Genomic DNA, 13,119 nt, shown 5'->3' with positions numbered 1-13,119 from the left:
TCCGCTGATCGTCCGCTCAGGACATCTCATCGCGTCACGTTGATGAAGAGGTGACTCATGCACGCGTCAACCACCGACATGCCGGACCTCGCCGCCTATGACGTCATCCTCGTCAACAGCAGCGGCGGAAAGGACTTACAAGCAATGCTCGACGAGGTCTATACCCTCGCCGAAGCCGCGGGAGTCCTCGATCGCATCACGGTCCTGCACTGCGCGCTCGGCCACGTCGAGTGGCCCGGCACCAGCGAACTCGCCCGCAAACAGGCCGAGCACTACGGGGTGCGCTACGAACAACGCCACCGCGAGCAAGGACTGCTCCTCGACCAAGTACGCCGCCGCGGGCGCTGGCCTTCCGCCTCGGCTCGCTACTGCTCAGTTATCTGCACTATCTCCCACTGGTTGATCATGGCGCTTCACGTCGTGATCAAGGAGAAGCCAGTGGACCTTCGCCGTCAGCTCATGGAAGGCCGTGCGTCCGTGCCCCGAATCGGATCAGTCATCAAGGTGGAGCGTGTCCATCCACCGTTCGTCGTGCTCGACCCGGCTGGCGTCGAGGTCGTGGACGTCACCGAGTACCTGCGGGATTTGGCCCTGGGAGACGGAAGCCCACTGACTTGCCGTAGTTACGCGTTCGGGCTGTTGCGGTGGTTCAGGTTGCTGTGGCTGCTGGGCGTGGCCTGGGAGAAGGCGACCGAGGGGGAGGTCGCCGTCCTGGTCGGCTGGCTGCGCACCGCGCCGAACCCCCAACGCCGGCGGAGTGACCCCGGCACGGGCGGGCCGGGCGCGATCAATCCGCGGACCGGCAAGCCAACGCTGGCGGCCGGCTACGCGCGCACGACGATCAACCACGCCTTGTCGTCGGTGAGCGGGTTCTACGAGTACCACGGCCATAGCGGCCGAGGCCCGGTGGTGAACCCGGTGCCGTCCTCGCCGCAACGCCGTCGCGCGTTGACGCACTTGAGCCCGTTGGAGCCCAAGCCCGTGGTGAGCCGGGCTCGGCTGCGGCAGCGGGTGGTGCAACGGCCACCACGGGCGATCCCGGACCGGTTGTGGGACGAGTTGTTTGACGCGATGGCTTGTGAGCGCGACCGCGCGCTGCTGGAGTTCTTCGTCTCCAGCGGTGCCCGCGCCGCCGAACTGCTCGGTGTGACACCGGAGGACCTGGACTGGGCCGGGCGCCGGATCTACGTGGTGTCCAAGGGAACCCGCGAGCGGGAAGCGATCCCGGCCTCGCCGCAGGCGTTCGTCCGGCTGGCGCTCTACTTCGACGAGATCGGCACGCCCGCTCCCGGCGAGTCGATCTGGCGCACCCGGCGCGGCGAAGACCGGCCACTGACCTACTGGGCGCTGCGGCGGATCTTGCAGCGCGCCAACGCGGTCCTGGGCACGAACTGGACCTGGCACGACGCCCGGCACACCGCCGCGACCAGGATGGCCAACAGCGGGACGCTGACCCTGCCCGAGGTCCAGGCCATCCTGCGGCACGCCAACATCGAGACCACCAGCCGCTACCTGTCGGTCGGTGTTGAGGAACTGTTCGACAAGCTCACCGAGCACTACACCCGGCCGAAGCCACAAACTCAGTTCCCGACCGGCTACGCCGCCGCTGACATCGAGGCGGTGTTCGGTGCCTAAATCGCAGACCAGCCCCACGACCGGGCACAGCCGACGGCACCGCCACGGACCGGTCCTGGACGAGCTGGGCTTCGCCAGCCGGTTCGTCTCCGGCAAGATCGAACCCCAACCGGCCGTCGCGGCGACGCCTCCGCGCCCGGCCGGAGAACTCGGCAGCGCCTCCATCGACCACATAGCCCGGCTGGTGGCCACGGCCTGGGACGGCGCGCCAGCGACCCGTCAGCAGCGCGGACAGGCCGCCGGGATCATCTTGACTTACCTGACCGACTATCCGGGCCGGACCTGGCAGCAGCGGTGGGACGCCAGCCCGCTGGGCCGGGGCGAGGCACGCGTCGGCATCCTCGGTTCGCGGCGCGAGACCGGCATGGCGATCGGACAGGGCCTGCGGTCGTTGTTCTGCCTGCGCGTCGTCCAGCCGTCGCTGCTGGCGTTCCGGATGAACGACTTCAAGGAATACGGGCAGTTTTTCGTTGCGGCGCAGGGTGATCCGCTGCTGGAGAACTACGCCGAGCAGACCGCCGCGGCCGAGGTGTCCTGGGCGCACCGGCGGGAGGCACTGTTCGACGTGTGCTGCCTGCTCACCGTCCAAGGCGTCAGCTTCGCCGACCTGACACCGGCCGCGTTGCTGCACTACGGGCACGAGACCCGCCGCGTCCGCGCGATCACCCACCCTGGCAAGAAGTACTCCAACCGGTTCGTCGGCCTGTCGGCCTGGAACATCCTGCACCAGATGGGCCACTTCCCGCCCGACACGCCATCCACCATGCGCGCGGCGCTCTCCCGCGGTCAGCTCACCATCGAGCAGCTGGTCGACCGCTACCCGATCCACAACCGGTCGGTGCGGCAACTGCTCATCGACTACTTCACTCGCCGCGCCGCGGACACCGACTACGCCTCGATCTCGCACATGGTCCTGGAGGTCGCGCACCACTTCTGGGAGAAGATCGAACGGATCAACCCCGGCCAGGCGGACTTGCACATCACCCCAGAGGTCTATGCGAGCTGGCGGCACATGATCAGCACCCGCGACGACGGCAAACCCCGCGCCGGTGTCGACGGCATCGTGATCTGCGTCCGCAGCTTCTACTACGACCTGCACACCTGGGCCACCGACGAGCCCGAACGCTGGGCACAGTGGGTCGCGCCCTGCCCGGTGCCACCCAGCGAGATCCGCGGCCTGGACAAACGACGACGCCGGATCAACGAACGTACCGCCGACCGCACCCGCCAGCGTCAACCCCTGCTGCCGATCCTGGTCCAGCACGTCGAGGAACGCTACGACAAGACGCGCACACTGCTCGAACACGCCCGCCAGGCTCAGCCAGGCGAGACGTTCCTGCTGGACGGGCGCTCCTACCAGCGGGTGGTCACCAAAAGCGACCTCCACCAGCGGCGCCGGTCCGGTGGTCAGAGCCCGGTCCGGGTGCTCGACGAGGCCACCGGCGAGCTGATCCACATCGAGACCGACGAGGAAGCCGCGTTCTGGGACTGGGCCTGCGTCGAAACCCTGCGCCACTCCGGCGTCCGCATCGAGGAACTCTGCGAGCTGACCCACCTCAGCATCCGCCAATACCACCGGTCCAACGGCGAGGTGATCGCGCTCCTGGTGATCGCACCGTCCAAAACGGACCGCGAGCGGGTCATCCCGATGAGCGCCGAACTGTTCCACGTCATCGCCTCGGTCATCCGCCGCCACACCCAAGCCGGACGCAGCATCCCGCTGCTAAGCCGGTTCGACCCGCACGACAAGGTCTGGAGTCCGCACCTGCCGTTCCTGTTCCAACGCCGCATCGGGTCCACCAACCGCGTCATCGCCGGCGGCACCGTCCTGAACATGATCAAACGGCGCTGTCACGAGCTCGCCGAGCAGCATCCCGGCTTCCGCACGACCCGCTTCACACCACACGACTTCCGCCGGATCTTCGCCACCGAACTGGTCAACAGCGGCCTGCCTATCCACATCGGAGCAGCCCTGCTCGGCCACCTCAACATCCAAACGACCCGCGGCTATGTCGCCGTCTTCGACGAAGACATCGTCCGCCACTACGTCGCCTTCCTCGACCAGCGCCGCGAGCTGCGCCCCGTCGAGGAATACCGCGACGCCACTAGCGAGGAATGGGCCGAGTTTGACGAGCACTTCGACAAACGCAAGGTCGAACTCGGCTCCTGCGGACGCCCCTACGGCACACCCTGCCAGCACGAACACGCCTGCATCCGCTGCCCAATGCTGCACGTCAACCCCAAGATGCTCACCCGACTCGATGAACTCGAAACCGACCTGCTCGACCGCCGAGCCCGCGCCGCCACCGAGAACTGGGCCGGCGAGATCGAAGGCATCGACATGACCCTCACCTTCCTGCGAGCCAAACGCGACGACACCCAACGCCGGGTCCGACGACCAACCGTCGACCTCGGCATACCGGCCCTCATCCGTGCCACCGACCAGCAGGAGAAGCCAAAATGATTCCCTCAGGTGAACGATCGGTCGTAGTAGAGATCCGCGTTGGTGGTCGCGGGCGTCGCTCCGCACCAAGACCCATTGCCGAGGACGCCGTCGAACTCAGCGAGCGGGACAGACCTGCACTCGCGTGCGACCGTGAGTGGCTGCCTGCGGAGACGTCATACGCTCGGCTCGCTGATCATGATCCAGTACCGTCGCACGGGGCCATGCTCGGTGTCCCGGATCCCCTCGAAGACACCGCCGGCGCGCTCGATCGTCTTCGCCGAGCCGACGTTGTGGGTCGCACAGACAACCAGCACCCGATCCATGCCGAGTGCCTTCGCCTCGTCGAGTATCTGGCCCAGCGCCCAAGCGGCCAGCCCACGCCGTCGCGCGGTCGGCCGGATACCGAACCCAATGTGACCGGCCCACTGCACGTAGTCGGTGAACTCATGCCGCAGCGCGATCCCGCCGAGTACCTGGTCGTCCTCGACGATCCACCGGCACGTGGCCCGATCCGACTCCGCGGCCAGCCGCGCTACCCAGGCCGCGAACCCTTCAGGCGAGTCAACCTCATCGGTCGGCGCCAGTCCAAAGCCGTCTTCGTGGAGGCCAGGGCCCCACTCGGCATGCGCGTCAAGCCAGGCGTCATGCAGCTGCGTGGTGGGCGCGATCAGGTGGGGCATACCGGAACCCTATCGATCCAAGCCGCGCACGAGGGCGGCAGTAAGCGTTCCGGTGTTCTCAGCGTCGCCGCCCTACAACGACCCGCTGACCAGCGGGCAGACCCGAAATGCCACCCCCGAGCGTCCAACCATCGGAAGGTGCAGATAAGCACTTCGGATCAGAAGCGAGGCCCAGCAAGGAAACTCATCACGCAACTGGTCACCGAGCTCGGCGATCTAGGCCGTCCGGCCCGCGTGCTGAACTGCATGGGCCTGCGCGCCGAGGAGTCCCGCGCTCGGCTGAAGAAGGCACGCCTGAGCCGTGACGAGGCCGCCAGCAGTGGCCGGCGCACTGTAGACACTTGGCTTCCGATCCACGACTGGACCGAAAGCCAAGTGTGGCAACGCATCCGGGCGTCCGGCGTGCCGTACCACCCGGCCTACGAGCAGGGCATGACCCGACTGTCGTGCTCGCTGTGCGTGCTCGGCAGCCGCGCGGATCTCGTTCGCGCCGCACAACTACGCCCGTCACTGGCCGCCGAGTACGCCGAACTGGAAGCCGAGATCGGGCACCGGTTCCGCAACGACCTGTCCATGGCCGAGATCATCGCCACCGCCGAGCAACCCGCAAACACGGAACACAACGAGGAGACGGCCACGATCGAGCTCGGCCAGGGCCGACTGTGGTGACCGAGATTCGAGCGCCAGTCCGACCGTTACGGCACCGTGTTCCTGCTCACCGGCCCGGACGCCGAGGACTACGTCTCGTTCGAGAACGCACCCGTCGGCCAACTTGGGCAACTGGTCGCCGTCGTGGTCGAGACACGTCGCTCTGGCCACTGTGGCGACATTGCGCGGGCCTTGGCGACCACCACGCCGACGGTTGGCGAGGAGATCACGCTCGGCGCCGGCACGTTGTTCACCGACACCGATGCCGACCTCGGCGTGCCCACCGCCGTCGGCCTCGCGCCGGACGACAACCGGGACACCGACTGGCTCGACCCACGCGCCTTGTACCGCTGCCACAACCAAACCGTGCGGCTCGAACTCCGCACCGGCAGCCACGCCAACAGGCACGCACGCGACACCAGGCCACGCGCGGCCTGACCGCCCGCAGTCAGGCCCGACGTGAACATCCACCTCACCGTCACTCCCCACCTTCAGCGTCGCGCACGGGCATTCGCGTGCGTGCGCGACGCGACAACCCCATGGAGAACAGGAAAGGATCATGACCGACGACGTCACCGTGCCGCCGATTCCGTGGTCGGTACAGCACCTCCCGACCGTGGGCGGACTGGTCATGCCCTGGATCACGCCCCGCACGGCCGACGGCCGCTACCTCTTCGGCTCGGTCGATCGCGATCGAGTGGGCCGCGCCTTGGTCAACCGATGGTGCGGAGTGTGCGGTCGGCCGCTGGGAGCACCGCGCCGTGCTGATGATGCGACTGGCCGACCTGCCGCGCCAATGCACGAGCGAACCGGCGCTGCACCCGCTTATCTGGACACCTTGACGCTGTCGACCATCCGTGATGACCAGTGCGTGACCTTGAGCTTTGCCTGCACTTGGCTATGCCGTACCCCCCAACTCGCCACTCGCTACTCTGCGCCTGGCTAATTCCGACATTGCGGACATCGTCCAGTGGTGACGAGACGATCGCGGACCGGTAATGCGTAGGAATGTTCTGGGTTTGCAGTGCAGGTCCAAACTGCCTTAAATCGGGACCTGAAATAGAGCTGATCTGCAGTCTTTCCCGATTGTTCGGCATCTAAGTAGACGGCAACCTCGGGCGCCCTGGTTGTCAGTCTGTTAGACGCTGAGAGTCTCTTGCCGGCGCAGAACGGACAGCCTGCGACTCGCCCCTTGTTTATTCGCGATGCGGGTGATCCTGTCCAGCGGTGATCGGGCGCCGTTGGGCAGAACCAGGGGACAATTTTGTTACTTCCAGCAGTAAGCTGTGCAGCAGAGATTGTTGTTTTCGTCAGATCTAGTTGAGCGGCGAGTTCTGGGTGAGTGACATCAAGCTGGGTCGTTGACGAAGGTCGGCGGCCGGAACAAAACGGGCATCCTGTGGGACACGAGGGGCTAGTTCGACTGTATGGCGGGGCGCTCCAGCGGTGATCATCGCCAGCTGGGCACTTCCACCAGATAGCTGCTCGCCCTGCAGTCGGGATCTCTTCTGGTGTGCGTCCGGTTCCGTCGACATCGACCTGGGCGGCAAGCTCGGGGTGGGTTACTGACAGAACACGGCCCCGTGTCGAGGCATCGAGAATACGTGCGGCACCGATTCGTTCATATCCGCACTTGACGCAGGCTATCGCCTTGACCGCATCGGCAACGCGGCAGATGCGAGTATTGGAGCAACCTGGGCACAACCACAGGCATCGGTCTCCGCTGCTGACGTAGAGCCGGTCTGGTCCTGCATCGGGATTACTCAAGTTCTCCAGAAAGCACTGCGCCACGTCCAGACGGAGCTCCGCCAGTGATTTCCCGGCGATCGCAAGCGCCCGTAGTCGTCCAGCAGTAATGCGGGCACAGAGGGGACACTTGGAGGAGTCGGCAGTGCGACTATTCACGTTGGTGGCCCACTCGTGGCCACATCTTGAACATTTCCATTTGCATCGATCGTTACTCCCTGGATGCATCAGTTCAGGCGTTATTCCCGGCCTATTGCAGTTACTGACGAACTCTCGCGAGATATCGGGAAAGGCTGATGCGAGCGAGGGCGATGGGGGTGTTCCCACCAGGTTGATCCACTCGCGTGCTGCGGCAGTCAAGCATTCTTTGATTTGCTTGTCATTCAGCTGGCGCGCAGAAACGTTATGTTGCTTGAGATAGCTGCACACGGCATCCAGCCAGAGGATTGGATCGGTACCGCGGTCATCTACGGTGACCGTAGTCGCCCGCAGTGACGCAAGGATGCGAGGTCGAACACGGATGTAGTGGCGGCTAGTTAGGCGGTCGGCCTTGCGCTGATCCCGTAGGACATTGTCGGCTGACTTGTGCCAGGAGAATGGGTCAAGATCGATCAGAATCCCAACTTCTGGTAGATGTAGGTCGACTCGATAATTTCGAGTTCGACCATTTACGCTGCATTGAACAAGAAAGTCATAGCTCACGGTGAGGCCAGTCGCTGCCGAAAGTAGATGACCAACTTCCAACTCGAAGCGACTTCGCCGTGTCATGGCTTTACAGGTTGGACATCCTGTTTTTTGTTTGCTTCGCTGGCAAACTGTGGTTTGCCACACGTGGCCGAACGTGCATCTCCATTCGACTCGATCGGTTCCGGCGGAGGGTGTTGTGTCCGCGGTCCGATCGGGTCGAGTGAGGTTTCGTTGGAATTCAAGCGCAAGCCTGGGAAAGGTGGCACCGAGTGGCTTCATAAGCTTTTCTCCGGTTTTTATGCGGCCACACTTTTGGCATCCGGAACCGGCGGTCGCTCGTGTTGCCACCGTGGCAATCCAGCGATGGCCACAGGTTGAGCATTCCCATTGACACCGATCACGTGACCCTCGCGTGAGTTGAGTGAGGCTGCGCCCAGAAGTAAGGTTATCGACGAATTCGGGGACCAGATCGGGACGGAGTGCTGCTACTGGTTCTGCGGGTAAGGTTGATCGACGCGCACACAAAGGACATCCATCGTCTATAGCGCGTGATACCCGTGTTTGCCATTGGTGTCCACATGCTCGGCATTTCCATAGGCAAATATTTCTAGAACGGCAGCTAACCTCACTGATTGATTGATGTGGATTCGTGAGATTTTTGACGATTTCTAATGTGGTGGAAGCAATGGCTGATGCCAGTGACTCATGAATGCGACCGGCGCAACGTGGACATCCGCTTCCTTCTGCTGCCACCTTGCTTGCTTTGGTTTCCCACTCGTGGTGGCAGCTCAAGCACTCCCATAAGAATCGGTCGCTGGATCCGGCTGTCACTTGGTCCCCCAAGCTGGGGCGGGTGAGATTCCGGAGTGGGCGGAGGGTGCGGCCTTCCAGCGCAGCGGGGAGCAAAGGGTGTTGTCGACGGATCCGTGCACGTGCTCGCATGCGGGCTGGTGTCCTTGTGGTCGCTAGTGGAGTGAACGGGCAGCATCTTGTCAGCAGGGTCTGACATTTTTGGCCGCTCGGGCTGCCAGTCCGACGATGCACAGCCAAGACCCACGCCGACCGCGACAACGGCTGGCGGGGTCCGGATTTTTCATACATCGGCTTCTTGGTCTAGTTCGTCGAGCAGGTCGCACAGGCGGCGGGCAACGGTGCCGTGCCGTTCGGCTTCGCGGGGCCATCCACGGCGGAGGGCGTCCTCGGCGAGCGTACGTTCCAGGCGGAGCCGTTCCTTGAGGCGCGGGGTGTACTCGACGGTGGTGAGGAACTTTGTGCAGGTCAGGAAGAGGTCGCACTCACAGGGGCCTTCTTCGGGGAGGCGTAGGCAGTGCCCGAGTTCGAGCGCGGTCGTGTAGTAGTTGCTGGTAAGCCAGTCCAGCGACTGCTGGGGTAGCTCGTTGTTGCGTAGCGCCTGGGCGGCGCGGCCGGCGATGCGGGCGCCCGGTCGGAGGGCATTTTTGTAGTCCCGGAGCACGGTGGTGTCGGTGATGCGCGCGTAGACCAGGCTCATCGTGCTGCTGCGGTGGCCCAGGACGGACATGATTGTCTGCAGGCGGGCGCCTTCCTCGGCGAGTTGGGTGCCTACGGTGTGCCGGAATCGGTGCGAGGTGACCAGCTTGGCGCCAGTCTCGTCGACGAGACCGGCATGCTCGCACGCGGCTTGCAGGGCCGTGTCGAACAGCCGGTATTCCGACATGAGTCGTCCCCTGATCTGGAAGACGTAGCGGGTCGGCTTGCCGGTGACCTCGTCGACGAGAGGCCGCTGCTGCCGTTGGCGGGTGGCCGCGACACACTCCCGGAGAGCGTCGGCGGCTTCGGGATGGACCCAGCGGGCAACGAGGTTGGCCGCACGCTGGTAGGGGTCGGGCAGCACCCGTATCGCGTCCTCGACGGCTTCGAGTTGGTCGGCTGGCAGGTATCGGGGAACCCGCTCGGCTGGCCCGAGCAACTCGCACGGTTCTCTGCGCTGCCAACCGGAGCGGCACAACACATCATCGACGAGTACGTCTGTCTGGCGCTCAACCCTCGATCAGGGCTGTTCGGGCCCGGCAAGTCACTCATCACGCGACTTCACCGCGACCAGGTGACCGAGCCCATCACGCTCGCCGTCGCCCGCATGAAGACGATGCCGTGGGCGATCTACCGCGTGCGCCGGCTCTACTACGCGCCGGCCAACGCGATCCGATCCGTGGACAGCGTCCTGCTCGGTGGACACCGCACCGTCCACACCGCGCTGACAGAAGTCAGCCGGCTCGTCGACATCCCGCTGACGAAGAACGAGGAGATCGCCGGAGCACCGGTCCGCGACGGTGACCGAGATACCCACCGCCGGCTGTGGCTCCGCAGACGCTGCGACGGGATCTATCCGACCCAGGAGGAGTTCTACACGGTCGCTCCCGCCCAGGCACAGGACAAGGAGCTCGACAGCTTCGCCAACGCCTGGGCCGACCACACCGACGAGGCGCTGGGCCGGCTGGAACGCCGCGTCGACACGGCCATCACCGCCGTGCAGCAAGCCCTCATTGACAGCCAAGGCCGCAGCAACGCGGCCTGAACCACGCACCGAAATCTCTGTTCTCTTGAAGGGATACCGCCATGTCTCGGTTCGACCTGCACCCTGCCCACATCGACGGACTCGTCAACGCCGGACTGCAATTCGGCCTGATCGACGTATTCGATGATCTCACCCCGGTCGGCCAGATGCTGCTTCAACAGCACCGACCCCACCGCGACGTCGAGCAACAGGACGGCGAGCCGCCGGACTACGTCGCGACGGTGACCGACCGCGCGCTGCATCCGATCGCCGTGCTGTGCCTGCTGGAATGCTACGAATACCAGACCAGCGGCACGATCGGCTGGCACACCAGCGAGGCGCACGATTGGACGCGCCGCTTGCGCGAGACCGTGCTGACCCGGCTGCCCGCCGAGGCCACAGCGAACGTGCGCCATGGAGCGAATCGTGTCCCGGCCTACCGGCTTCTGGCTGCCTACACCGAAACACCGTGGGGTATCACGGAACTCGACCAGATCCCCGAAGTAGGGGACGGCGTCATCAAGGTTCCGGTCGTCCGGAAAGGACTGCGCGCGGAGATTCTGACCGGCCCGATCCACTGCCCCAACAAGGGCCTGTCCTCCCGCGTCCACTACGTGACGATCCTCGGCGTCGGCGAAGACCGGACGCTGCCAGCCTTCGCCCGCATCTCCGAACCTTCCGACGACGCACCGGGTGTCTACCTGCTGTTCCAGTACGGCCGCTACGTCGCACGCCCAGCCGACGCTCCGCCCGGCAAGTGGTTCATGGCCTCCGGTGCGCACATCCACACCAGCGACTCCCGCTGGCGCGAACTGATCGGGCACAGCCTGCCCATCCCGCTGCACGACCGCACCGAGCCCTAGTCGGGCCCCGCCAACCGCACCAGCGAAGCCCACCGACCCGAGCAAGCCCTACCCATCGAGGAGTTGAACCATGCCTGCACACGACGAACTGCACGCCCGCCTGTTCCTTCTGCGCGCGGCCGAACCACCCGCACCCGCCCTTCACCACTACGTCGCCGTCCACGGGCCGGTTGACGCCGTCGCGCAGATTCGACACGGCACCGCCCCGGCCGCCGTGCTCAACGAGATCACTCGGCCCGACGCCCAGATCGATGACGACCTGCGGGCCCTCGACAGCGGCACGGCACACCTGCTCACGCCCGAAGACGGCGACTGGCCGCTCGGACGGCTGACCGCCCTGGCCAGCCTCGGCATCCCGCTCGCGCTCTGGGTCCGCGGCAACGGCTCGTTGGCCGAGCTCACCGGCCCTGCCGTCACCGTCACAGGCGCACGTGCCTCCTCGGCGTACGGAAACACGATCGCCGCGGACCTCGGCTACGAGCTCGCCCGCGCCGGGGTGACCGTCGTCAGCGGCGGCGGCCTCGGTGTGGACGAGGAGGCGCACCGTGGCGCACTGGCGGCCGAGGGCAGGACGATCGTCGTGCTCGCCAACGGCGTCGACCGAACCCATCCACACCAGCACGCCCGGCTCTACCAAACCGTGATCGACCAGGGCGGATTGCTGGTCAGCGAGTACCCGATCGGCACACCACCGACCCGCATCCGATTCCACGCACGGTGCCGCCTGCTGGCTGCGCTCGCCGCGGCGACCGTCATCGTTGAAGCAGGGCAGCGCAGCGGCGCCCTCGCCGTCGCCCGAGCCGCTGGCGAGCTCGGCCGCCGGGTCTACGGCGTGCCCGGTCCGATTCACTCGGCCCCGTCGAAGGGCGTCAACGAACTGCTGCGCACCGGCGCCGCCACCGTGGCCAGCTCAGTCGAGCACATCAACTACCAGGAGGGAGTGCGATGACCGGCCCTGACGCCTTCCGAACCGCCCTGGCCGCCCTCGACCTGCCGCCCGAGTGGCAGGTCGAGGTGGCCATCCGTCCACGACGGCGCAAGACAGGCATCCAGGTCAGTCCAGGAGGCGGTGTCGCCGTGCTGATCCCGCCGACGGCCGCCCCGGAACAGGTGGCGCGGTTTGTCGCCGGCCATCGTCGATGGATCACCGAGAAGGTGGACATCGCCACCCGGCTGGACCCGGATCACGCGGTCAAGGAGTTCGGCGACGGTGAGGAGTTCGACCTGCTCGGCCGGCACTACCGGCTCCAGCTCGTCGAAGCCTCGCCCGCGGGTGCCGCACAGCTGCCTGTGATCACGTCCGACGGCGTCGTGTCCGCGCGGAGACAGCGACCAGAGCTGGTCCGCCGGGCAGTGATCGGCCTGTACCAGCAGGTCGGGCTCGCCTGGTTGCGCCGCGAGGGACGCCAGTACGAACTGGATGGCCACATCACCGGCCTGAGCTACGCAGTTCGCGATCTCGGACGGCGCCGCTGGGGCATCTACGAGGGACCGCCGAAGCACACGACGACGCTGCACTGGGCCGTGTTCGGCCTGCCGCTCCCGTTGATCGAGTATGTGCTCGTCCACGAAAGGGTCACGCCACCCAGCCCAGCGGACGCCCACACGGCCGCGCATGGCAACGGCGGATGCACCTCTGGATGCCGGACTGGCAACAGCGACGGACCCAACTCGCCGAGGTCGGCCGCCACGCCTGGCTTGGCGACTAGAACCCGAGGGCATCACCGACATGCTGCCCGTAGTTGCCTGGGCTCTCGCGTTCGGGACGGCCGGCTTCGGTCGTGCCCGACGCGAGGCCCCACTAAGGTGTAGAACTGGACTGTTGCCGTCTACAGTGTGATACAACATGTCGCTGCGTCAGCTTGGCAACACGACCCGGAA

The 13,119-nt window shown here is 65.7% G+C and carries 12 protein-coding genes; 9 read left to right on the top strand and 3 right to left on the bottom strand.

What is annotated here, in order from left to right; genetic code table 11:
• Window positions 1-57 precede the first annotated feature (57 nt).
• Together ABZ193_RS08650 and ABZ193_RS08645 are read left to right on the top strand one after the other, a co-directional pair.
• Entirely contained in the window at window positions 58-1,635 is a 1,578-nt protein-coding gene (locus tag ABZ193_RS08650; RefSeq protein WP_354709414.1) for a tyrosine-type recombinase/integrase, read from the top strand.
• Window positions 1,523-4,099, top strand: coding sequence for a tyrosine-type recombinase/integrase (locus ABZ193_RS08645; RefSeq protein ID WP_354709413.1), 2,577 nt, complete (start codon window positions 1,523-1,525; stop codon window positions 4,097-4,099). The genes ABZ193_RS08650 and ABZ193_RS08645 overlap by 113 nt, the downstream gene beginning before the upstream one ends.
• A gap of 155 nt (window positions 4,100-4,254) precedes the next feature.
• Here ABZ193_RS08645 and ABZ193_RS08640 read toward each other — a convergent pair whose 3' ends face one another.
• On the bottom strand, window positions 4,255-4,761 hold the full coding sequence (locus tag ABZ193_RS08640) for a GNAT family N-acetyltransferase (RefSeq protein WP_354709412.1): 507 nt from the start codon (window positions 4,759-4,761) through the stop codon (window positions 4,255-4,257).
• A gap of 246 nt (window positions 4,762-5,007) precedes the next feature.
• On the opposite strand from ABZ193_RS08640, the gene ABZ193_RS08635 reads away from it, so the two are divergent.
• The 3 genes from ABZ193_RS08635 (at window position 5,008) to ABZ193_RS08625 (ending at window position 6,355) form a co-directional block, all read left to right on the top strand.
• Complete coding sequence (locus ABZ193_RS08635; RefSeq protein ID WP_354709411.1) at window positions 5,008-5,430, top strand: phosphoadenosine phosphosulfate reductase family protein; 423 nt, start codon at window positions 5,008-5,010, stop codon at window positions 5,428-5,430.
• 36 nt (window positions 5,431-5,466) lie between these two features.
• Window positions 5,467-5,847 (top strand): hypothetical protein, encoded by a 381-nt coding sequence (locus ABZ193_RS08630; RefSeq protein WP_354709410.1) that lies wholly within the window; start codon window positions 5,467-5,469, stop codon window positions 5,845-5,847.
• Window positions 5,848-5,968: 121 nt separating this feature from the next.
• Window positions 5,969-6,355, top strand: coding sequence for a hypothetical protein (locus ABZ193_RS08625; RefSeq protein WP_354709409.1), 387 nt, complete (start codon window positions 5,969-5,971; stop codon window positions 6,353-6,355).
• Here ABZ193_RS08625 and ABZ193_RS08620 read toward each other — a convergent pair.
• Together ABZ193_RS08620 and ABZ193_RS08615 are read right to left on the bottom strand one after the other, a co-directional pair.
• Complete coding sequence (locus ABZ193_RS08620) at window positions 6,352-8,784, bottom strand: zinc-ribbon domain-containing protein (RefSeq protein ID WP_354709408.1); 2,433 nt, start codon at window positions 8,782-8,784, stop codon at window positions 6,352-6,354. The genes ABZ193_RS08625 and ABZ193_RS08620 overlap by 4 nt on opposite strands.
• Before the next feature lie 151 nt (window positions 8,785-8,935).
• Window positions 8,936-9,715 carry a tyrosine-type recombinase/integrase gene (locus tag ABZ193_RS08615; RefSeq protein WP_354709407.1) on the bottom strand — a complete coding sequence of 260 codons (780 nt, stop codon included), beginning with the start codon at window positions 9,713-9,715 and terminating at the stop codon, window positions 8,936-8,938.
• A gap of 27 nt (window positions 9,716-9,742) precedes the next feature.
• Between ABZ193_RS08615 and ABZ193_RS08610 the strand changes: the two genes are divergently transcribed.
• From ABZ193_RS08610 to ABZ193_RS08595, 4 genes are all read left to right on the top strand, one after another.
• Window positions 9,743-10,396, top strand: coding sequence for a hypothetical protein (locus tag ABZ193_RS08610; RefSeq protein ID WP_354709406.1), 654 nt, complete (start codon window positions 9,743-9,745; stop codon window positions 10,394-10,396).
• Window positions 10,397-10,437: 41 nt separating this feature from the next.
• The gene (locus tag ABZ193_RS08605; RefSeq protein ID WP_354709404.1) at window positions 10,438-11,238 is read left to right on the top strand and encodes a hypothetical protein; all 801 of its coding nucleotides are present in this window, start codon (window positions 10,438-10,440) and stop codon (window positions 11,236-11,238) included.
• Between the two features lie 214 nt (window positions 11,239-11,452).
• Entirely contained in the window at window positions 11,453-12,187 is a 735-nt protein-coding gene (dprA, locus tag ABZ193_RS08600) for a DNA-processing protein DprA (protein ID WP_354709402.1), read from the top strand.
• Complete coding sequence (locus ABZ193_RS08595) at window positions 12,184-13,050, top strand: YgjP-like metallopeptidase domain-containing protein (protein WP_354709401.1); 867 nt, start codon at window positions 12,184-12,186, stop codon at window positions 13,048-13,050. The genes dprA and ABZ193_RS08595 overlap by 4 nt, the downstream gene beginning before the upstream one ends.
• The last annotated feature ends 69 nt before the right edge of the window (window positions 13,051-13,119 follow it).

This window comes from Amycolatopsis sp. NPDC006125 (genome assembly GCF_040614195.1).
GTDB lineage: Bacteria > Actinomycetota > Actinomycetes > Mycobacteriales > Pseudonocardiaceae > Amycolatopsis_E > Amycolatopsis_E tucumanensis.
This window is presented reverse-complemented; position numbering and strand designations above follow the sequence as displayed.